We start from the raw sequence: 21,143 nt of genomic DNA on the forward strand, positions 1-21,143 counted from the left end.
CAGCTTGAACCCAACAACAGCAATGCATTCGCCCTGCAAGCCATCATCGCCGTCGCCAAAAACCGCCAGCAAGCCGCATTGGAACTGGCAAGCAAAGCCGTTGCTGCCAACCCACAATCAGCCATTGCCAAAATAGCCCAATCCTACGCCTATCAAGCACTGTTCAAACTCGAACCAGCCCTAACAGCCACCCAAGCTGCCACCCGCCTAGCACCCGAAAATGCCCTGGCATGGGCAAGATTATCTGAACTACAGCTATCCCAAGGCGACCACGAAGCCGCATTGAAATCCGCTCAACAAGCCCAAACACTCAACCCCAAGATCGCCCGCACCCAAACCATCCTAGGCTTTGCAGACCTTGCCCAAACCGACATAGCACAAGCAAAACGAGCCTTTGAACAAGCCTTAACCCTCGATTCATCCGACCCATTAGCAAGATTAGGCTTAGGTCTCGCCAAAATCAGGCAAGGCGACTTAGAAGCAGGCAAAAGCGAGTTGGAAACCGCCGTCAACCTCGACCCCAACAACGCCGTCATCAGAAGTTACCTCGGCAAAGCCTATTACGAACTCAGAAACAAAGACTACGCCGGCAAAGAGTTTGAAATCGCCAAAGACATGGATCCCAAGACCCCACCCCTTACTTCTACGATGCCATCCTAAAACAAACCACCAACCGCCCCGTGGAAGCCCTGCATGATATGCAAAAGGCGATTGAGTTGAATGATAACAGGGGGGTTTATCGGTCTAGGTTGTTGTTGGACGAAGATAAAGCAGTTCGGAGTGCGAGTTTAGGACGAATCTATAAAAATTTAGGCTTTGATGATGTGGCGCGTCAAAAAGCTACAACATCTTTGGCAACTGATCCCAGTAATCATTCCGCTCATCGCTTGTTGGCAGATAGTTATCTTTACCGCCCACGTCAGGAAGTGTCTCGAGCTAGTGAAGTACTGCAATCACAATTATTACAACCACTAAATTACAATCCTATTCAGCCTCAACTGGCTTATACGGACTTAAACATACCCAAAAGTGCTGGTTTTGCAGATACTGCTTTTAATGAATACAGCCGTTTGTTTGAAGGCAATCAACATCGTTTGACGACAACAGGTTTATATGGCTCAAATGATACCCGTGCCGACGAGGTAGCAGTATCGGGCATTCATGATAAGTTCGCGTATAGTTTAGGGCAAATGCATTATCAAACCGATGGTTTTCGGTCTAATGCTGATCTAAAACATAATTTGTACAATGTTTTCACCCAATATGAGGTTTCACCGCAACTGAGTCTACAGGCTGAATACCGGCATCGGGAAACGGAACAAGGCGATATTCAAATGAAGGGGAGTGTCAGTAACTTTGATAACACTTACCGAAGAAATTTACTGCAGGATACCTACCGCTTTGGAGGTAAATATTCCCCGGAACAGCATTCGGATTTTTTATTTTCTTTTATGTATGCCGATAGAAAAGAAGCTATAGCCACTCAGCCTTTACCTGTCCTTAATACTCATTGCTAATGATAACTCAAAAAATTATCAATTTGAATCTCAGTATATTTTTCATTCGAGTAGGCTCAATATGCAATTAGGTGGTGGTATTTATAAAACGGAGGTATTCAATCAGATAGGTATTAACGGAGTTAATTTGCCTGGAGGCGGTGATTCACAGCTTGATCAAAGTTTTGGTTATATTTATACCCATATTAATCCGTTAGAAAATTTAAAAACTACTGTCGGGTTAGCTTACGATGATTACAATGATAGCGCAACAACCAGTAGGCTTAATATCAGCCAATTGAGTCCAAAATTTGGATTACAGTGGCAGGTCTTTAAATTTATTAACTTACGGATGGCTGGGTTTCAATCCGTAAGAGCACCAATAATAAATAACCAGACCCTACAACCAAGTCAGATTGCTGGATTTAATCAGTTTTTTGATGACTTTAATGGAACTCGCACTACCCAATACGGATTGGGTCTAGACGTGAATCCAACTAATAATATTTTTGGTGGAGCTGAAGCATATGTGAGGGATTTGAAAACGCAATTTATAGTTGATAATCAGTCGAGCATTTTTAAGAGGAAAGAAGAGCTTTATAGATTTTATATCAATTGGTTACCTTACGATAATTGGGTTATTAGTTCGGAATTACGGTTTGAAAAATTTAAAGGCCCAGCTGTAGACAATGTAAAATCTTTAGAAACAGCATATATCCCATTAAATGTACGATTTTACGATGCTAGCGGATTTTTTTTCGACATAGGCGGACAATTTGTTCACCAAATAGCTAAAAAAACTTCAGAATCTAGCTCAGAAAATGTCAACAGTGATTTTTTCTTATTTGATGCATCTGTTGGTTACCGTCTTCCCAAGCAGTATGGCATGATAAGTCTTGAAGGCAAAAATTTGCTTGATAAAAAATTCAAATACCGAGATCGTAGCTTCATAATGAATGAAGTGCGTTCAACGGATTTGATACCTGAGCGTTTGTTGTTTGTACGCATTTCTTTGAATTTCTAAATAATGCCAATAAGGAGTAAGAAAATGCAAGTTTGTAATGATATAAATGATTTAAAATTGACTGACGATGTGGTCAAATCAATTGAGGGTTTGGTTAAAGATGAATTAGTATTTATATTGGCACTCGATTCTTCCGGAAATCTTACACCAATGAGTCCAAGTTCATTAGATTTTACGCCAAAGGAACCAACATCGTTAAGTAATAAAATAAATACTACAGCGATTACGAGTATAGAAAATGCTACTATCGTAGGATATGAAGGGAGTCGTTGTTTTAATCTTGTAATAGGCGGAAAGTGTTACCATATATGCAGATGATTATGCTGGTCGGGGACGGGTGTCCCGCGTGGCGGGGTATGTTACCCCGTTCTTACGTTTTGCCGATGGTATCGTTTTTGAACTCACTCACGTTTTGCTGATGGTTCGTTTTGAACCGCGCTTAAACCCTACGAACGGGGCAACATGCCCCGTTCGGCTGAGAAGTATACCTGAAATATGTTTTTTGCAATGTCCAGACCAATTGTCGTAGTATTCATCTCGGATTCCTCGCCTTCTGTTAAGTGGTGGTTTTACCCTCCCACTTTGGCACATCGCGATGCCGTTGGGAAGGCGAGGAGTCCATACCATTAAGCTACTCATTGCAACAATTCATCAACCTTATCAGACTCAGAAAAATCAAGCTCATATCCAGAATATTTACGCAGATTAATCACGCCAGTATTGAGCAACAAATACTGACCTTTGATACCTTCAAGGATACCCGAAACAATAGGGTTGGTATCTAAATTGAAGGATTTGACCTTATCAGGATAACGGATGACGGGGTAATGAAGTTCGACTGCTTTCTCATCGGTCAGCCATTCAATAGCCTGTGAACCAAAGCATTGAGTGATGTCGGCCAATTCGGTTTTGCAGATAGACATCAACTCATCGCGTTTCGCGGCCAAGTCGATTTGCTCGACATTATTCTTGAGCATTTGTTGCCAACTGGTTTTGTCGCTGATGTGCTTGGCGATTGCGACTTCAACCAAGCCGGAAATATAACGAGATTTCACTTTAAAAATGGGCAAAGCCTGCACCGCGCCTTGGTCTATCCAGCGGGTTGGGATCTGGTTCTCGCGGGTAATGCCGACTTTGATGCCGCTGGAATTCGCCAAATAAACATAATGGGTTTGCATACAGAAGGACTCACCCCAAGCGGGTTCGCGGCAGGTTCCGGCGGCGTAATGGCAGGTCTCCGGTTTCATGATGCACATATCGCACTGGGCGAGCGAGATAAAGCACGGGTAACAATAGCCTTGGTTAAAACTTTTTTTCGTCGCCCGCCCACAATGCACACAAAAAATCTTGCCAGTGTAAGTCAGCTTGATAGGCTTGCCGATTACGGGATTCAGCGGCATAGCCTGATCGCTTAATAGCAATTCATATTGCACTGGCTTGTCCAGTTTGACGCGCATTTTTCTTAAATGTCCTTGCATTCGGGTTCTCTATGTGGGTTGGTAGTAACTGCTTCTAGGGAATCTCTGAACAAGTTGATTCCGCTCATGGTTCGACGACCGAAGAAGTGCCAATGGTGCAAGCTCACCACGAACGGAATCAACACCTTACCGTTCGTGGTGAGCTTGTCGAAGGACTTAATCAGAGTTAACCTTAAGCCTGCTGCTTTAATCCATAGGAAGGATTGATTCACATTTTTTGGTAACCATCGGTATTCTTTTCCACCCAACGGGTTTGACCTGATTCCAACAGTTCTTTTTTCCAAAACGGCGCGGTCGATTTCAAGGCTTCCATGATAAACCGACTTGCATCGAACGCATCACCACGATGTGACGACCATACGACGACTAAAACAATGGTGTCGTCTGGGTTAATTTCTCCCACACGGTGGACGATGTAAGCATCAATGATTTGCCAGCATTGCTCGGCATCGGTAAGGATTTTCTCCAGTTGTTTTTCGGTCATGCCGGGGTAGTAATCTAAGGTCATGCTTTGAACAGCGTCACCTTCGTTATAATCCCGCATGGTACCTATGAAAATGCTGGTCGCGCCGAATTTAGCTGAGGTTGCCAATGTCGCTTGATAAGCTTGTATTTCTTGCCAGGGATTGAATGCTGCTGAACAAATTTTTACCTTCACCTTAGCCTCCAGTTACGGGCGGGAAAAAGGCTACTTCATCACCATCTTGAACTTGAATATCAAGATCGGCATATTCCATATTGATTGCTACCAGAACATTATCGGGAATGGATTTTTCTATGGTATCGAGCTGCCAAACGTCTCGCACCGTCATGGCTTGCGAAAACGTCAACTCACTTTCAGAACGACCCACTTGTTCACCCAAACTTGCAAAATAACGGACTTTAATTGACATGGAGATTCTCGTGGTCACACAATAAACACATAAACTATGATGCCTTAAACGGCTGTAAAAGGAAATTCTACTCACAAATGACCAACACACCACATTTTAATCAGGCGGGTGAAGCCCATATCGTCGATATTAGCGAGAAATCAGTTACTCAGCGTATCGCAATCACTGAAGGTTATATTGCGATGCAGCCAGAAACCTTGAAACTGATTACAGAAATGGGACACAAAAAAGGCGATGTCTTTGCCATAGCGCGTATTGCTGGCATTATGGCCTGTAAGAAAACAGCAGAACTGATCCCGCTGTGTCATCCTATTTTCATCACTCATGTCGAAATTGATCTGACTCCAGAAATTAATAACAATCGTGTACGCTGCCAAGCTACGGTCAAAACCACTGGGCAGACAGGCGTAGAAATGGAAGCGTTGATCGCCACCCAAATCGCTTTGCTGACTATTTACGATATGTGTAAGGGCATGGATCGCGGTATGGTGATTCAATCCGTCCGGCTATTGGAAAAAGAAGGCGGTAAATCCGGTCATTGGTTAAGTGAGTGATGGCTTATTTTTCGGATTCCCTTTCGGTAGCCATTCAGCTTATTTTAAAATTCGACCCGAATGTTTACGAAATAGTTTGGACTTCATTGAAAATCGCATTAATAGCCACTGCTTTTTCAGGTTTACTGGGCGTGTTATTGGGAATTTGGGTAGGGTTAAAGGATTTTATCGGCAAAACGCTGGTCAGGCACACGCTCAACACCTTAATGGCAATGCCTACCGTGATGATCGGTCTGATATTTTATGGGTTGCTAAGTCGAAAGGGGCTGTTGGGAGAGTTTGGTCTACTTTATACCGAAGATGCTGTTATCCTGGGTGAAGCTTGTCTGATTCTACCCATTATCATGAACATGACTTTACTGGCAGTCGATTCTGCCGATAAGCGAATGTTGACTACCCTAAAAATTTTGGGTGCTAAAACCCATCAACAAATCGCTTTAACCTTGAGCGAATTACGTTACGTCATCAGTGCGGGGATCATTACTGGGTTCGGACGCGCCATCGGCGAAGTCGGCGCGGCAATGATGCTAGGTGGCAATATTCAAGGCATTACCCGCACCATGACAACCGCTATTGCAATGGAAACGGGTAAAGGCTATTTTGAATTAGGTTTAGCATTAGGCATTCTGCTGTTGCTAATTGCATTGGCGGTCAATTTATTATTTCACTTGCTGAAAAACAAACCCGAAAACTAAATCGAACTACACTTGATAATGCTCGACAACGAACAAAAATTACATCAGAGACCTACATGCCAATTACATTAAAAGAACTCGCCGACCTTTGCAATGCCCGAATTGAAGGTGGTGATCCGTCGGCTAGCATCCATTCTGCGGCGGATATAACTTGCGCTCATCAAGGTCAAGTTACTCAGTTGACTAATGCCAAATATGCTAGACATATCAAAGATTCGACCGCTACAGCTTGCTTTATTGCTGAAGGTTTTCATGTTGATGGCATTCCAGAAAACACCGCTTTACTTATCTGTGCCGATCCTGAAATGTGCTTTATCAAAGCAGTTGAACTATTGCATCCGGCTAAAGTATATCAAAATCAGATTGCTGATCTTGCCGTTATCGACAGCTCTGTAAAATTAGGTGACGGGTTGTTTATCGGCTCTTACGCAATCGTAGGTGAACACACCACCATCGGCGATAACACGGCAATTTTGGCGGGTGCTTACATTGGCAACAACGTCAGCATAGGGCAAAACTGCCGGATTCATCCTTACGCCGTAATTTACGATGATACCGTTATCGGCAACAATGTGACTATCCATTCTGGGGCAATAATCGGTGCCGATGGCTTCGGCTATAAGTTCAGAAATAATGCCCACTACAAAGTGCCTCAAGTGGGCAATGTGGTGATTGAAGATAATGTTGAAGTAGGTGCCAATACCTGTATCGACCGAGGTGCTTTGGGTAGTACTGTTATTGGGATGGGCAGCAAAATAGATAATCTGGTGCAAATCGGCCATAACAATAAAGTCGGCAAGCACGTCATCATGTGCGGTCTAACTGGCGTTTCAGGTTCTTGTACTATTGAAGATTATGCGATTTTGGCAGGCAGTTCTGGCATCGCCGACCATGTCACTATAGGGCAAGGTGCAGTGGTGATGGCAAGATCAGGTGTGGCAGGGGACGTACCTGCGGGATCTCAATACTTTGGGAGTCCTGCAAAAGACAAGAAAACTGCCTACAAAGAACAAATTGCCATCAGCAAATTACCGGATTTGATTAAACGGGTAAAAGCGTTAGAAGAAGAAATCCGACAGCTTCAAAATAAAAGCTAGGTTACGTGAAGAGGATTAGAGAGATGTAGCTTGGAGAGAAAAATCAGGTGGTCTAAATTTAAATATGTTGCCCTATAGGTTAACCCTAAAGGGCAACATTAAAACACAAAGCTTTACTTAGCGGTATCGTTCGCGCCTTTCAATGTATGTTTTTGTGCTAATTTAGCATCAACTTCAGCGTTACTAGCGGCAACAGCACCACTTGACAAATGCTTAGTTTCATCTTTCTTCAGCATTACAACCAACAGAATGATACAAGCGATTGCGAAACCAACCCATACCCAGGTGTTATCTTTTTCTTGTGCTTCAGCCATTTTAAAATCCTCTATAGTTATTAATATTTTTTTATCCCCCCCTCTTACGAGGGAGCAACTCAACAAATTCTGTGAGTAGGTTGTCGAAGTATTTTCAACGGTGTAATTTTTAACACGAGACAAGGGGTTGTGTCAAAGCTATATACAAAAAAACCGATCAGAAATGAATTTTTTTTCTAATCGCTCCTCGTGGCATTCACTTACTTGTTTCCTGAATAACTAACTTTATGAAATGTACAGCCTGTGTAAATTAGATTCACGAGTAGTTCCGCTACCTAATATGCACCGTAAAATCTTCGCATTGCCACTCTCTGAAGATTAAACAACTATTTGTTATTAAAGTAACAATCTGTTTTTTCAGAAAAACATTAAAGTTCACTCAAAAGGTTGAGTCAGCAAATAAACCCTGGCTTTTTTGTGCACACAGTGACCTGTTCAAAAACCTGTTTCGCGGTCAACTATTGTTGTATTCGTTCAAAATCATCGCAATCCCAAGTAAGCGAGTTCTTACATTTAGCAAGTCTACACTTTCATATTATTGATATTCGGATAAAATAGCCTAGAAATAATTTGTCGCTGTCCCTTTCGGGCATTACCAGGCTTAAATAGAATGATTTTCCGAGGCAAACCTATGCAACAAAAGCTTCCCCACACCTTATGGGGTATTGTTCTCCTGCTACTTGTCCACTCAGTAAGCGTTGCGGCTACCGATTTGCCCCCGTCGGCCAAGGTTGACACAGGGCCTGTTGAGGCCGTCTGTTCCAACTTTATTTCTCCAGAAGCCCGTAAAGCCCAGGTTATTGATGGGGTACAAATTCAAGAATCACTGTTGTGCGACCCTGATGCGCCAGAAGATATTGCCGCTTTTGTCAAAGGCACCAACAATATTTCTATGGAAACATTGATGGCAACCCAGTTGGCATCGGATGCCATCACCATGTCTGACGACGTAGACAAAGATGGTGACCCCGACAAAATCGTCATCAAACTGGAAGTTGTCGAAATCAATGGGCATTCCCCTGACGTTAAAGAACCGATCACAACTTTCGATATTGCACCCGGCATACAACCTACCTTTTGGGTATTTACCCCAAAGACGCGCGATATGTCCACCCGTAGCCTGTACGAACCCGTCGCCAATCCCTTGTTACGTGCGCCATCGCCCGTTATTCGTGTTGAACAAGATGATGTCGTTTGGATAGTCTTGGAAAACACCCACTATTTACCTCACTCTATCCACCTGCACGGCATCGACCATCCGTTTATGGATCACAGCGGCATGGGTAACGATGGCGTTGGACAAACCAGCAACATGGACACCATGCCTGGTGAAACCAAGACTTACGTGATTAAACCCCGTCAGGCTGGCACGATGTATTACCACTGCCACGTCCAACCGCATGTCCATATTCCTATGGGCTTGCAAGGCATTTTTGTCGTGGAAGAAAATCGCCCGAACAATTGGGTACAAACTTTTAACGTCGGTGCAGGACAAGTACGCCACCCTTCGGTAGCGGTCTTAGAAAAATACGCCAGGGAATATGACTTACATTATCAATCGGTAGACAAAGAATTGCATGAAGTGGTCGCACGATCAGCCAATGATCCGCGCTTAATTGCCAAACACATGAACACCGAATATGACATCACCGATGCAACGGATGATTACTTCATGCTCAATGGTCGATCTTTTCCTTATACCTTACGTGAATCGCTGATCCACATGGTAAAAGATGAAAAAGTCAAACTGCGGGTTTTAAATGGGCATACCGAATCGTTAGCTATGCACATTCACGGGCATAAACCCACAATCACCCATTATGATGGTGTCGATAATGGCCCAAGCTCTTATATCACTCGTGATGTTCACGGTATGGTGCCGGCACAACGCATGGACTTGGAACTTAGCGGCGTTGACGATGGCTTGCATAGCTTTGGTCAAGGCATCTGGATGTTTCATGACCACGTCGAAAAAGCGTTCACAACCAATGGTATCGGAGAAGGTGGTGACATCAGCTTAGTGGTTTACAAAGGCTTTCTTGATGATAAAGGCATTCCGGCTTCGCACGGCATGAGCCTTACACCGTATTTCACCAAAAATTTCTGGAAGAGCAAATATCCCATCTGGCAAGATTACGATGCTTTCCGTAGTTTGGGACTCCCCGACTTGAATGCCGAATTTGAGCCTTCCAAAGTAGCTGTACAAAAACCAGCAGTCGTACCTTCGGCAGGTAGTGCAATGGTTACTCAACCAGATACCCCGACGGTTAAGTTTTTTTACGGCTTATTACTCGGTTTAGGCTGTTACTTGCTGATTATGAAACGGCAATCGATTTTAGCGATAGCCAAATTGTTGTTCGAAAAAGTGGTCTCCTTAATGCCTAAAAAAAGCAGTTAAGGTGAAGGCTGCCTGCTTTTTTGGTATTCGATGAAGTGATGTCCGCAAAATAACCAGGATGATTCAAAACCGCCCTGCCGTCCTGTCTTTTTCAGGTCACGACCCCAGCGGCGGTGCAGGTGTCCAGGCAGACATCGAAACAATTGTTAGCCATCGGTGTCATGCTGTCAGTGTCATAACGACGTTAACAGAGCAAGATACTGAGAATGTAAAAAAGCTTATTCCTCAAAATCCCGATAATATTATCAGCCAAGCAACGACTCTGATGGCGGACATCCCCGTCAAAGTTATCAAGATTGGTTTGCTCGGTCATCCAGAAACCGTTTTGGCAGTACACACAATACTCAAGCAAAACCCACATATTCCAGTCGTTTTCGACCCAGTACTTGCTGCTGGCGGCGGCACAGACTTATCGAATGAAGACCTAATCAAAGCAATCAAGGACTTATTATTACCTTATACAACCGTATTAACGCCCAATAGCGAAGAAGCCCGTAGGCTAACTGGGTTAGATGATCTTACCGAATGCGGGTTGAAACTACTGGGAAAAGGTTGTAAGTATGTATTAATTACCGGCTCCCATGAATCCACACCGGAAGTCAGCAACCGACTATTCCATGCGGGACAAGCAATAGAAACCTACTCCTGGAATCGCCTACCTTACAGTTATCACGGCTCCGGCTGCACACTCGCCGCCAGCATAGCGGCTTTACTGGCGCAAGGTTTGGATGCCGTACAAGCCATTTCCGAAGCTCAAGAATTCACCTGGAATTCTTTAAACGCCGCCTACCAAACGGGCAAAGGTCAGTACAATCCAAACCGTTTTTATTGGGTAGATGATGTATGAAGCCGTTTCCAGCCCGTGGTCTTTACGCCATAACCCAAACCCAGAGAGACTCAAACAAACCAAACTCAACCGATGCCCTTTTTGAAGTCGTGGCTGCTGTCATTCAGGGAGGGGCTTGTGTCATCCAGTATCGGGATAAAAACCCAGTAGATGCAGCTTATATTGCCCGTGAGCTAGTAAAAATTTGCCATCAACACGACGTGCCGCTTATCATTAATGATGATATAGGACTTGCGCTCATCTCAAATGCCGATGGAGTACATCTTGGCAAAGACGATGGCGAAATCATTGAAGCCAGGAAACACTTAGGGAATGCAGCTATCGTTGGCGTGTCCTGCTACAACTCTGTAGACCGAGCAATGACGGCACAAGCACTGGGAGCTACTTACGTCGCTTTTGGTCGATTCTTTCCTTCATCATCTAAACCCTTAGCTGCACCCGCAGACCGGGATACCTTACGCCAAGCAAAAACCGCAATTCATCTTCCCATTGTTGCCATAGGTGGCATCTTGCCGGAAAATGGCGGTCAATTGCTGGCGGCAGGTGCTGATTTATTGGCCGTTATCGGAGGTGTGTTTGACCACGAACCGAAATCAGCGGCGTTGTCTTATCAATGCTTGTTTAAAGACTAAGCAATATCGATGAAAATCATCATCAGCTTTACCTTTTTACTGCTACTATCCTGTGCCACATCTACACAGACACAGACACAGATACAGACAACAAAATCAATCTTCAACCCAGGCAAACAAATCGCTTTTAGCCGCGAAAAAGGTAATTGTCTGGCTTGTCATGAAATCGAAAACGGTGAGTTTCCTGGCAATATTGGTCCTACACTGAAAAACTTACCCACCCGATTCAAGAATAAACAACAACTGCGCGAACAAATCTGGGATGCTACCCAGTTCAACCCAGAAACCAGTATGCCACCGTTTGGGAAGCACAAAATTATCAGCGAAGACGAAATTGACCAAGTCGTTGACTATCTGTGGGGTTTAAAATAACCTTTCGAGAAACAGGGGAAGAATTGCTATGAAAGTTAATCGTAGAAAATTTCTAAAAACATCACTGGTGTACAGTGCGGCAGGGTTAACATTATTGGAAACGTCGTTAGCAAACGCAGAATGGCTAGCAGCAGACTTTGTCCCCAGCTCATTTGATGCAACTATGAAGCAATTGCTTAAAGGCAAACCTATTATTGAAACCGATAAAATCGACTTAAATATTCCTGAAATTGCGGAAAATGGTGCATTAGTGCCTGTTACTGTGACCAGCAGCCTTAAAGATATTAAAAACATTGCCATCGTTGTCGAACAAAACCCCGTACCGTTAGCAATCCAGGCTATGTTAATGCCTGAACTTGAATCTTTACTGTCAGCGCGGTTAAAAATCGCCAGTTCTTCCTTTGTGTTCGCCATCGCTGAAGGTGAAAAAGTCTGCTATAGCATCAAGAAAAAGGTCAAAGTCACCATCGGCGGCTGCGGGGGTTAACATGTCGAGTATAAAAATACGCACCAAACGGCTGGATGGCAACACCCAAATCCGCACCTTGATTTCACATCCAATGGAGCATGGCAGGAACAAGGACAAGACGACTAACAAATTGATTCCTGCCCATTACATTCAAGTACTGACCGTCACCCATAATGGTAAAACCATCGCCACTTGCAATATTGGCGCAGGCATTTCTAAAGACCCTTACTTTGCATTTTTGCTAAAAGGCGGCAAATCGGGAGATGTGATCGTCATCAACTGGATTGATAATTTGGGGAACAAAGATTCTGAACAGCATACGATTATTTAATACGGCCTTATCAGATTTTGTGATGATTGTTTTTCAAGTGCTTTCCAATCGCCTAAAACATAGTCGGTTAATTATAAAAATTGCTTTGTTTGACAAACTGTTATTAATCATTATTAGTTATTTAATGGCATTACCTTTATATGCAACGCCTGAGCAAGACCAAATAGCGTTCAGAAAGCACTATCAGCAACGCTTCCCCGAACTAAAACTTATGGACTACGCCAACGGGGTTTACGCAATAGATGATATTGCCCGACAATCCTGGTTAGCTATCGAAGAATTTCCTCCTTACGAAGCAGCCATCGAACAAGGAAAAAGCCTTTTCAACAAACCGTTCGCAAACGGCAAACATTATGCTGACTGTTTTCCAGAGAGCTTAATCAAAGCCAACAAATACCCAAAATGGAGCAAAGCCCAAGGTGAAGTTGTCACCTTAGTCAAAACGATTAACGACTGCCGATCCAGCCAACATGAATCAACATTGTCTTACGAAAAAAGCGATATGGTTAGCCTTTTGGCCTATCTGGCATTTACCTCACGCGGCAAACCCATCGACATTGTTATCCCCAAAAACGACCCACGCGCCTTAGCTGCTTATGAACAAGGCAAAGCCTTTTACTATCAACGCCACGGGCAGTTGAATTTTTCCTGCGCCACCTGTCATGTGCAAAATGCAGGTAAAAAATTACGTTCTGAAATCCTCAGCGCATCATTAGGGCATACCAATAACTGGCCGACATATCGTCTTAAGTGGGGTGAAATGGGCAGCTTACACCGTCGTTTTGCCGAATGCTTGACGCAGATAAAAGCCGAACCTTTACCAGAACAAAGCATTGAATTTCGCAATCTGGAATATTTTTTGAGTTATATGGGCAATGGCATCCCCATATCTGGGCCAAGCACACGTAAATGATTAATACAAAACCCAGCTGTACCGATATTGACGAGACCGGGCTGATCTCCGTAAATGAAGCGCTATCCCTGATTCTAGCCGATGCCCAAAAAGCCAGCGGTTACGAAAGAATTGCCATAGAAAACGCTAACAAACGCACCCTAGCAGAAGCCATCACCGCGCCCTTTAATGTGCCGACACACACCAACTCAGCAGTTGACGGTTATGCTATTTGTTGTGCCGACTTATCGCAAGATGGCACAACCAAACTTGAAGTTGTAGGGGAAGCGTACGCGGGCGAGCCGTTTACAAACATCCTAAAATCAGGTCAGTGCATACGCATAATGACCGGCGCAATAATCCCCGATAATGTCGATGCCGTCGTAATGCAAGAACATGCAGAAACACATGATGCCGCTATTGTTATTGACGATCGCCACAAATTCGGTCAAAACATCCGCAAAGCTGGGGAAGATATTCAACTTGGCGAAACAATCTTACAGCTCGGCAGGTTTTTGACTCCCGCCGATATTGGCTTGATGGCTTCGTTGGGGATTGCTGAAGTCAACGTAAACCGAAAGCTCAAAGTGGCGATTGTTTCAACTGGCAATGAGATCCACAGCATAGGTCAAGCACTAACATCTGGAGCAATCTATGACAGCAACCGCTATCTCTTGCTGACCCTGTTGGATCGACCCGATATTGAAATCATCAACTTGGGTATCCATAAAGATAATCTGGAAGAATTAACAAAAACCTTCCAAGAAGCCAGTCAGTACGCCGATGTCATCATTTCTACAGGTGGCGTGTCGGTAGGGGGAGCAGATTACACCAAAGCCGCGTTACAATCGACTGGTGAAATCCGGTTCTGGAAAATTGCCATAAAACCCGGACGGCCTTTGGCGTTTGGTAAAATCAATAACTGCATTTTCTTCGGCTTACCTGGTAATCCGGTTGCTGTAATGGTGACTTTTTACCAGTTCGTGTTGCCCACTCTGGAGAAAATGCTAGGTATCAAAAACAAGCCAATTGCACCTATTTTTTTAGCGCAAACTACCGAAGACTTACGCAAAAAACCAGGACGCACTGAAATACAGCGCGGCATCATTCAACAAAATGCTGATGGAATGTGGACTGTTAAGACGACGGGGAAACAAGGTTCCGGCATCCTCCGCTCGATGAGCCTTGCGAATGCCTTTATCATTCTCGACCACGACCAGACTGTCATCAAAACAGGCGAATGGGTCAAAGTCCAACCATTTTCGGGTTTGATGTAAGCAGGTGAGTATGAAATGATATGTTTGCAACCCGTAATATGCGCTAGGCGTATGTGCTGAACGAAGGTAAGCGCATCGTTTGCATGGTTTCGATTTATGTGCCTTATTCACGAACACATCCCACACTTTGTGTTTTTCACTTGTTGATAACGAAGACAATTAAACCAAGTAAATCTCAAAAATAAACGGGTCATCATACCAATTACGTGCAGAAACTTGTACAATATCGAGTTACATACCCGCTAATGAATCAGGAAAAAACGGATTTATCCTGATTTCACCTAAGTCGAGTAATTCCGACACATTTAGCTGGTCAAATTATCTTCTCGAAGCTGAGAAGTCGTTATTGATATTGAGGTGAGCGTGGAGTTAAGCGGTGCAGAAATACTGATCCGAAGTCTTAAAGACGAAGGTGTAGAGTATATTTTCGGTTACCCCGGCGGGGCGGTGTTGCATATATACGATGCGCTGTTCAGGCAGGATGATGTCAAGCACATCCTGGTGCGCCACGAGCAAGGCGCTACCCATGCGGCGGACGGCTACGCCCGCGCGACTGGCTTACCCGGCGTGGTGCTGGTCACCTCCGGTCCCGGCGCAACCAATGCGGTCACGGGCATCGCCACCGCTTACATGGATTCCATCCCGATGGTGGTCATTTCTGGACAAGTACCATCGCCCGTTATCGGTAGTGATGCGTTCCAGGAAGTCGATATGATTGGCATTAGCCGTCCGTGCGTGAAGCATAACTTCCTGGTTAAAGATGTTAACCTGATTGCGGAAACCATCAAGAAAGCGTTTTATGTTGCCACGACGGGTCGTCCTGGCCCCGTGGTCGTCGATATTCCCAAGGATATTACCGACCCGCGCATTAAAGTGCCGTACAAATATCCTAAGAAGGTCAGTATTCGCTCCTATAACCCTGCGGTTGCGGGACATAAAGGCCAGATCAAGAAAGCGGTAGACTTGCTGCTGACTGCCGAGCGTCCGATGATTTATTCCGGCGGCGGTGTGGTCATCGGCGAAGCCAGCAAGGAACTGACGGAATTCAGCCAGTTGTTGGGTTATCCCGTCACCAATACCCTGATGGGCTTGGGCGCATACCCTGCAACCGACAAGCAGTTTATCGGCATGTTGGGTATGCACGGTACGTACGAAGCCAATATGGGTATGCACGAGAGCGATGTGATTATCGCTATCGGTGCACGGTTTGACGACAGGGTTACTGGCAAGCTGGACATGTTTTGCCCTTATGCCAAAATTATTCATATTGATGTTGATCCGGCTTCCATTTCCAAAACCGTTAAGGTCGACATTCCCATCGTCGGCGAAGTCAAGCCAGTGCTGGAGCAGATGATTGATCTCATCAAAGAAAGCAAAAAAACGCCCAATAAAAAAGCGTTGGAAACTTGGTGGAAACAGATCAAGGACTGGCAAGCCATTGATTGCCTTGAATATGATCGTAAAAGCCCACTGATTAAACCGCAATTCGTCATCGAGCAATTGTATGAAGTGACCAAAGGCGATGCTTATGTTACCTCAGACGTAGGCCAGCATCAGATGTGGGCGGCGCAGTATTATAAGTTCGACAAGCCGCGCCGTTGGATCAACTCCGGTGGTTTAGGCACGATGGGTTTTGGTATGCCAGCCGCTATTGGCGTTAAGTTGGCGCATCCCGATGCCGATGTGGCTTGTGTCACGGGTGAAGCCAGTATCCAGATGTGCATCCAGGAATTGTCCACGGCGTTACAATATAAAACGCCAATCAAGATTGTTAACTTGAATAACCGTTTTATGGGCATGGTGCGCCAGTGGCAGGAATTTTCTTATGAAAGCCGCTATTCGCATTCTTACCTGGATACGTTGCCCGACTTTGTTAAACTCGCCGAGGCTTATGGTCATGTCGGGATGCGTATCGACAAGCCAGAACAAGTTAGGCCAGCATTAGAAGAAGCGTTTGCCATGAAAGATAGGACAGTGTTCCTGGACATCATTACGGACCAGACCGAAAACGTATACCCTATGATAGAAAATGGCAAAGGCCATCACGATATGAAATTGCGGATTGCTGCAACAGGGACGACTACGGATAGGGAATTGGCATAATGAGACATATCATTTCAATATTAATGGAGAACGAATCCGGCGCGTTGTCACGCGTGGCAGGATTGTTTTCAGCGCGTGGTTACAATATCGAATCGTTGACAGTCGCACCCACCGAAGATGCCAGCCTGTCACGAATGACCTTGGTGACCAGGGGCAGTGATGATGTCATTGAGCAAATTACCAAACAACTCAATAAGTTGATTGATGTGGTTAAACTAATTGATTTGGCTGAATCTGCCCATATCGAACGTGAACTGATGATGATTAAGGTCAAAACCACTGAGAAAACACGAGCTGAAGTGAAAAGCATGGCGGATGTTTTTCGTGGCAGGATATTAGATTTTACGCCTGAAACTTACGTTATTGAAGTGACCGGGCCATCCGAAAAACTGGATGCTTTTATCGCCGCCCTTGATGCCGACAGTATTATTGAAGTCGTCCGTTCCGGCGCGACGGGTATAAGCAGGGGCGAGAAGGGATTGCACTTATAGGCTATGAAATTTTCCCCTCTTTTGCAAAGAGGGGTTTAGGGGAGATTTTTTAAAACAAATCCCCCCTCAGTCCCCCTTTTTCATAGGGGGAGATTTATATTAAGGAATTTAATTAATTTTTAAATACACAGGAAAATACATGCAAGTTTATTACGACAAAGATGCCGACCTTTCGGTTATCCGCTCCAAGAAAGTCGCTATTATTGGCTATGGCTCACAAGGCCATGCCCATGCCCTTAACCTGAAAGAATCCGGTGTTGAAGTCGTCGTCGGGTTGCGTAAAGGTTCGCCATCGATTGCCAAGGCTGAGGCGCATGGCTTAACCGTCAAAGACGTGCCGGAAGCAGTTGCTGGCGCAGATATTGTCATGATCCTTACACCGGACGAATTCCAATCCCAGTTGTATAAAAACGAGATCTTGCCGAACATCAAACAAGGTGCGGCCTTGGCATTTGCACATGGCTTCTCTATCCTGTTCAACCAAGTTGTGCCACGCGCTGATTTGGATGTCATCATGATCGCTCCCAAAGCACCAGGTCACACTGTGCGTTCTGAATTCGTGCGCGGTGGCGGCGTTCCTGACCTTATCGCCATCCATAAAGACGTTTCCGGCACAGCCAAAGCGACTTGTTTGTCTTACGCTTCGGCTATCGGCGGCGGACGTTCAGGCATTATCGAAACCACATTCCGTGATGAAGCAGAAACCGACTTGTTCGGCGAACAAGCGGTCTTATGCGGCGGTGCAGTCGAACTCATCAAAGCCGGATTTGAAACCCTGGTGGAAGCTGGATACCCACCTGAAATGGCGTATTTTGAATGCTTACATGAATTGAAACTGATTGTCGATCTCATGTATGAAGGCGGTATCGCCAATATGAACTACTCCATCTCCAATAACGCAGAATACGGCGAATACGTCACCGGCCCCAAGGTCATCAACGCAGAAAGTCGTTTGGCGATGAAGGAAGCGTTGGCAAATATCCAAAATGGTAACTACGCAAAACGCTTCATCATGGAAGGCATGAGCAACTACCCCGAAATGACCGCCCAACGTCGATTGAATGCCGAGCATCCTATTGAAGTCATCGGCGCGGAACTACGGAGTATGATGCCGTGGATTAAAGCTAATCAGATAGTTGATAAGGCCAAGAACTAAGTAAGAAATTATTTTTATTGGAAATAAAAAGCCCGTTTATGACGGGCTTTTTTATGCCTTGAAGTTTTTAGTTCGTTTAAATTCAGTCAGGTAGTACGAATCGGCATCCTACCTGGCTTATCAGATATGGATTCGTCGTTAGGCAGTTCGTAAACGAAGCCACAGTTGCCCCACGCGCATTTGCTTAATGCCCGACTGCTACCCTTGAACCCTTGGTTTGCCCAATTTCAGCCAAAGTTTGGTTAAACCAAGGTGCATTAATATCAAACGGTTTACCGCCTTTAATACGCGGAAACTCAATTGCTCGCAATACACTGCCACGATCTTCATCATGACCGATAACGCCTGATTCGCGGCGGAAAGCGCACTCGACGGCAAGGTCGGCACAAGACTTGATGAGGCGGATGTCCTCAACATTGGAAGCGGCAGCCCGTGCGAAATAACCGGATTTTTGGATCAAGGTCTTTTCCGCGCCTAGCATTTCGGCAAATTGCTCACCAAACCATTTGCCGGGATTGACGGCATCCAGTTTGACGTGTCCAAACGCATCGCGGGGGACTTCTTGGCCTTTGGCTTGCATTTCCGCGACGATAGATTCAACACCTGCACCTTCGGAAACAAAAATGTTCACGCAATCAACCTTATCCATGACGGCACGTAAGCGTTTGGCCTCTGCTGCCAGGTCTATCGCCATTTCCGGTATAAATACGCCGTGGACTTCATAAGTGGCACGATTCAGCCCCAATTCTGGTAGCCATTCGGCGCGGTCTAGTAGTTTACGGTATTCTTGTGCGGTCGCTGCCGTCAGCCAGCCACAGCTACGTCCCATGACTTCATGGACGATCAACATGCGCGGATTGGCGTTGTTTTCCGCCACCACATTCATGAAATAACGTGCGCCTTGCTCCGCAGCCGTCCAAGCGCCTAGCGATTGCTTGATGGGGAAGACATCGTTATCGACAGTTTTGGGTAGGCCAATGACGGTCAAACCGTAGTTGTTGTTAGCAAGGAACGCGGCGAGATCGGCGGCAGCGGTGTTGGTGTCGTCACCGCCGATGGTGTGCAGGATGTCCACGCCATCTTTAACTAATTGGTCAGCGGCAACTTTTTGTGGGTCTTGGCCTTCTTTCACAAGTCCACGTTTAACACAGTCTTTTACGTTAGTGAGTTTGACGCGGCTGTTGCCGATAATTGAGCCGCCGAATTTATGTAACAAGCCTGCTTTTTCGCGCACGTCTGGCGTGACTTTATAGTAATCGCCCAGTAATAAGCCCTTATAGCCACTGCGGTAGCAGATGATCTCAATCGACGGGTCGATTTCGCTGTAACGCTCGATAAGGCTACCAATAGCTGAGTTAAGGCACGGGGCTAAACCACCCGCTGTAAGTATTGCGACTTTTTTTGGTTTATTCATGAGTGTTCTTCGTGTGTTTTAAGTTAAATTTTAAGTCTTGGCAGCGAATGTTCTTTATCAGATGTGGTTTTCGCCACGCTTTGGTGCGCGAATTTTACCATAGTTGAAATTGAATCTTTTCATTTGTTCGGTTATTTTTACTGCGAAATGCCGTGATTAATAAGCTTGTAACAAGCGGTTATTAAACTTGGGTGTGAAACACCCGCACGTTGTATAATTTGACCCTAATTTTTTCAGATTAAAAACAAGCATAGATAAACAATGAACAAACCCGAAAAACGCTCAATTCGTCGTCGCGGCATCTATTTATTACCCAATTTATTGACCACAGGCGCATTGTTTTCTGGCTATTACGCGATTACTTCAGCTATCGGCGGTCGTTATGAAACGGCAGTAATCGCTATTTTTGTTGCCATGATTTTGGATGGCTTGGATGGTCGTGTCGCTCGATTGACCAATACCCAGAGTGAATTCGGCGTACAGTACGACAGCTTATCGGATATGGTTTCATTCGGCGCAGCACCTGCCTTGGTGATGTATCTTTGGGCTTTTGCCAGTTTTGGCAAAGCTGGGCTTTTTGCTGCTTTTGTCCATTTGGCGGGTGGGGCATTGCGACTTGCACGGTTTAACGCCCAGGTAGGCACTGCTGATAAACGCTATTTTCAAGGTTTACCTAGCCCTGCGGCAGCGGCGGTCCTTGCAGGATTTATCTGGATGTCAATCGAACATGGCTATGATATTAATGTGGTTAAATATGCCGCCATTGCATTAACGATTTGCACAGGTTTGTTGATGGTGAGTAATTTCCGCTATTCCAGCTTTAAGGAAATAGACTTCCGTGGGAAAGTGCCGTTTTTTGTGGCGATTTCGGTGATGCTTGCCATCGCTTTTGTCATGGCACAGCCGGAAACCATGCTGTTTTTGATATTTTTAGGTTATGCCGTTTCGGGGCCTGTTGTTACCTTAGTCATGCGTAAGCGCCGATTACAAGGACGCAAATTGTAGATTCTGCTTGAGAGTTAAGGCGCGTTAAGTTATAGTTTTGCTATGTATCCCCAAAACAACAAACACAGTGTTACAGAAAGCGACTTTGCTGGTGCAAAGTCCCGTGTTTGCTTGTGCCTGCGCTTATTCCTGCTCCTAAGAATCCTGCCCTAGCGGGCATCCAATTCGTTTTTCACACAATACAACCCTATTTTTATGCTCGGCA

Annotated in this window: 25 protein-coding genes; 19 read left to right on the forward strand and 6 right to left on the reverse strand. The window is 45.1% G+C overall.

The features are described 5' to 3' along the window. The 4 genes from AC1YY3_RS06910 to AC1YY3_RS06925 form a co-directional block, all read left to right on the forward strand. On the forward strand, positions 1-660 hold a 660-nt coding region (locus AC1YY3_RS06910), incomplete at its 5' end, for a tetratricopeptide repeat protein (protein ID WP_482194382.1). 20 nt (positions 661-680) lie between these two features. Then, complete coding sequence (locus AC1YY3_RS06915) at positions 681-1,517, forward strand: tetratricopeptide repeat protein (protein ID WP_482194383.1); 837 nt, start codon at positions 681-683, stop codon at positions 1,515-1,517. Next, a complete protein-coding gene (locus AC1YY3_RS06920) occupies positions 1,510-2,520 on the forward strand; it encodes a TonB-dependent receptor (protein ID WP_482194389.1) in 1,011 nt (336 codons plus the stop codon). Before AC1YY3_RS06915 ends, AC1YY3_RS06920 begins: the two co-directional genes overlap by 8 nt. Before the next feature lie 24 nt (positions 2,521-2,544). Further along, the gene (locus AC1YY3_RS06925) at positions 2,545-2,838 is read left to right on the forward strand and encodes a hypothetical protein (protein WP_481824786.1); all 294 of its coding nucleotides are present in this window, start codon (positions 2,545-2,547) and stop codon (positions 2,836-2,838) included. A gap of 317 nt (positions 2,839-3,155) precedes the next feature. Here AC1YY3_RS06925 and AC1YY3_RS06930 read toward each other — a convergent pair whose 3' ends face one another. The 4 genes from AC1YY3_RS06930 to moaD are packed head-to-tail and all read right to left on the reverse strand — an operon-like array spanning position 3,156 to position 4,891. Continuing rightward, a complete protein-coding gene (locus AC1YY3_RS06930; protein ID WP_481824785.1) occupies positions 3,156-3,998 on the reverse strand; it encodes a DUF2797 domain-containing protein in 843 nt (280 codons plus the stop codon). Continuing rightward, the gene (locus AC1YY3_RS06935) at positions 3,983-4,210 is read right to left on the reverse strand and encodes a hypothetical protein (protein WP_481824784.1); all 228 of its coding nucleotides are present in this window, start codon (positions 4,208-4,210) and stop codon (positions 3,983-3,985) included. The genes AC1YY3_RS06930 and AC1YY3_RS06935 overlap by 16 nt, the downstream gene beginning before the upstream one ends. Continuing rightward, positions 4,207-4,656: a molybdenum cofactor biosynthesis protein MoaE gene (locus tag AC1YY3_RS06940; RefSeq protein ID WP_481824783.1), complete on the reverse strand. Its 450-nt coding sequence runs from the start codon at positions 4,654-4,656 to the stop codon at positions 4,207-4,209. Before AC1YY3_RS06940 ends, AC1YY3_RS06935 begins: the two co-directional genes overlap by 4 nt. Before the next feature lies 1 nt (position 4,657). Beyond that, complete coding sequence (gene moaD / locus AC1YY3_RS06945) at positions 4,658-4,891, reverse strand: molybdopterin converting factor subunit 1 (RefSeq protein WP_481824782.1); 234 nt, start codon at positions 4,889-4,891, stop codon at positions 4,658-4,660. 77 nt (positions 4,892-4,968) lie between these two features. Here moaD and moaC point away from each other — a divergent pair, with 77 nt between their 5' ends. From moaC to lpxD, 3 genes are read left to right on the forward strand one after another with little or no spacing between them, the layout of a single operon-like run. After that, positions 4,969-5,445: a cyclic pyranopterin monophosphate synthase MoaC gene (moaC, locus tag AC1YY3_RS06950; RefSeq protein ID WP_481824781.1), complete on the forward strand. Its 477-nt coding sequence runs from the start codon at positions 4,969-4,971 to the stop codon at positions 5,443-5,445. Further along, the gene (locus tag AC1YY3_RS06955) at positions 5,445-6,140 is read left to right on the forward strand and encodes an ABC transporter permease (RefSeq protein WP_482194384.1); all 696 of its coding nucleotides are present in this window, start codon (positions 5,445-5,447) and stop codon (positions 6,138-6,140) included. The genes moaC and AC1YY3_RS06955 overlap by 1 nt, the downstream gene beginning before the upstream one ends. Before the next feature lie 56 nt (positions 6,141-6,196). Then, positions 6,197-7,237 (forward strand): UDP-3-O-(3-hydroxymyristoyl)glucosamine N-acyltransferase, encoded by a 1,041-nt coding sequence (gene lpxD, locus AC1YY3_RS06960; RefSeq protein ID WP_481824779.1) that lies wholly within the window; start codon positions 6,197-6,199, stop codon positions 7,235-7,237. A gap of 113 nt (positions 7,238-7,350) precedes the next feature. On the opposite strand, the gene AC1YY3_RS06965 is transcribed toward lpxD, so the two are convergent. After that, positions 7,351-7,551 carry a hypothetical protein gene (locus tag AC1YY3_RS06965; RefSeq protein WP_481824778.1) on the reverse strand — a complete coding sequence of 67 codons (201 nt, stop codon included), beginning with the start codon at positions 7,549-7,551 and terminating at the stop codon, positions 7,351-7,353. A 631-nt stretch (positions 7,552-8,182) separates the two neighbouring features. On the opposite strand from AC1YY3_RS06965, the gene AC1YY3_RS06970 reads away from it, so the two are divergent. From AC1YY3_RS06970 to ilvC, 11 genes are all read left to right on the forward strand, one after another. Further along, the gene (locus AC1YY3_RS06970) at positions 8,183-9,949 is read left to right on the forward strand and encodes a multicopper oxidase domain-containing protein (protein ID WP_481824777.1); all 1,767 of its coding nucleotides are present in this window, start codon (positions 8,183-8,185) and stop codon (positions 9,947-9,949) included. Between the two features lie 58 nt (positions 9,950-10,007). Further along, the gene (gene thiD / locus AC1YY3_RS06975; protein ID WP_481824776.1) at positions 10,008-10,796 is read left to right on the forward strand and encodes a bifunctional hydroxymethylpyrimidine kinase/phosphomethylpyrimidine kinase; all 789 of its coding nucleotides are present in this window, start codon (positions 10,008-10,010) and stop codon (positions 10,794-10,796) included. Further along, positions 10,793-11,428: a thiamine phosphate synthase gene (gene thiE / locus AC1YY3_RS06980; RefSeq protein WP_481824775.1), complete on the forward strand. Its 636-nt coding sequence runs from the start codon at positions 10,793-10,795 to the stop codon at positions 11,426-11,428. Before thiD ends, thiE begins: the two co-directional genes overlap by 4 nt. A gap of 9 nt (positions 11,429-11,437) precedes the next feature. After that, complete coding sequence (gene soxX, locus AC1YY3_RS06985; protein ID WP_481824774.1) at positions 11,438-11,800, forward strand: sulfur oxidation c-type cytochrome SoxX; 363 nt, start codon at positions 11,438-11,440, stop codon at positions 11,798-11,800. Between the two features lie 28 nt (positions 11,801-11,828). Continuing rightward, positions 11,829-12,287 carry a thiosulfate oxidation carrier protein SoxY gene (gene soxY, locus AC1YY3_RS06990; RefSeq protein WP_481824773.1) on the forward strand — a complete coding sequence of 153 codons (459 nt, stop codon included), beginning with the start codon at positions 11,829-11,831 and terminating at the stop codon, positions 12,285-12,287. Between the two features lies 1 nt (position 12,288). Beyond that, positions 12,289-12,600 (forward strand): thiosulfate oxidation carrier complex protein SoxZ, encoded by a 312-nt coding sequence (soxZ, locus tag AC1YY3_RS06995; protein WP_481824772.1) that lies wholly within the window; start codon positions 12,289-12,291, stop codon positions 12,598-12,600. Positions 12,601-12,724: 124 nt separating this feature from the next. Beyond that, positions 12,725-13,513, forward strand: a complete 789-nt coding sequence (soxA, locus tag AC1YY3_RS07000) for a sulfur oxidation c-type cytochrome SoxA (protein WP_481824771.1) — start codon at positions 12,725-12,727, stop codon at positions 13,511-13,513. Next, positions 13,510-14,769 (forward strand): molybdopterin molybdotransferase MoeA, encoded by a 1,260-nt coding sequence (gene moeA, locus AC1YY3_RS07005; protein WP_481824770.1) that lies wholly within the window; start codon positions 13,510-13,512, stop codon positions 14,767-14,769. Before soxA ends, moeA begins: the two co-directional genes overlap by 4 nt. Before the next feature lie 363 nt (positions 14,770-15,132). Then, positions 15,133-16,872: an acetolactate synthase 3 large subunit gene (locus tag AC1YY3_RS07010; RefSeq protein ID WP_481824788.1), complete on the forward strand. Its 1,740-nt coding sequence runs from the start codon at positions 15,133-15,135 to the stop codon at positions 16,870-16,872. Next, positions 16,872-17,363: an acetolactate synthase small subunit gene (ilvN, locus tag AC1YY3_RS07015; protein ID WP_481824769.1), complete on the forward strand. Its 492-nt coding sequence runs from the start codon at positions 16,872-16,874 to the stop codon at positions 17,361-17,363. Before AC1YY3_RS07010 ends, ilvN begins: the two co-directional genes overlap by 1 nt. A 139-nt stretch (positions 17,364-17,502) precedes the next feature. Further along, positions 17,503-18,519, forward strand: a complete 1,017-nt coding sequence (gene ilvC, locus AC1YY3_RS07020) for a ketol-acid reductoisomerase (RefSeq protein WP_481824768.1) — start codon at positions 17,503-17,505, stop codon at positions 18,517-18,519. A gap of 184 nt (positions 18,520-18,703) precedes the next feature. Here the strand turns inward: ilvC and AC1YY3_RS07025 are convergent, their stop codons facing one another. Then, on the reverse strand, positions 18,704-19,933 hold the full coding sequence (locus AC1YY3_RS07025; RefSeq protein WP_481824767.1) for a pyrophosphate--fructose-6-phosphate 1-phosphotransferase: 1,230 nt from the start codon (positions 19,931-19,933) through the stop codon (positions 18,704-18,706). A gap of 261 nt (positions 19,934-20,194) precedes the next feature. On the opposite strand from AC1YY3_RS07025, the gene pssA reads away from it, so the two are divergent. After that, the gene (gene pssA / locus AC1YY3_RS07030; protein WP_481824766.1) at positions 20,195-20,938 is read left to right on the forward strand and encodes a CDP-diacylglycerol--serine O-phosphatidyltransferase; all 744 of its coding nucleotides are present in this window, start codon (positions 20,195-20,197) and stop codon (positions 20,936-20,938) included. Positions 20,939-21,143 lie beyond the last annotated feature (205 nt).

The organism is Methyloglobulus sp., from assembly GCF_964779595.1.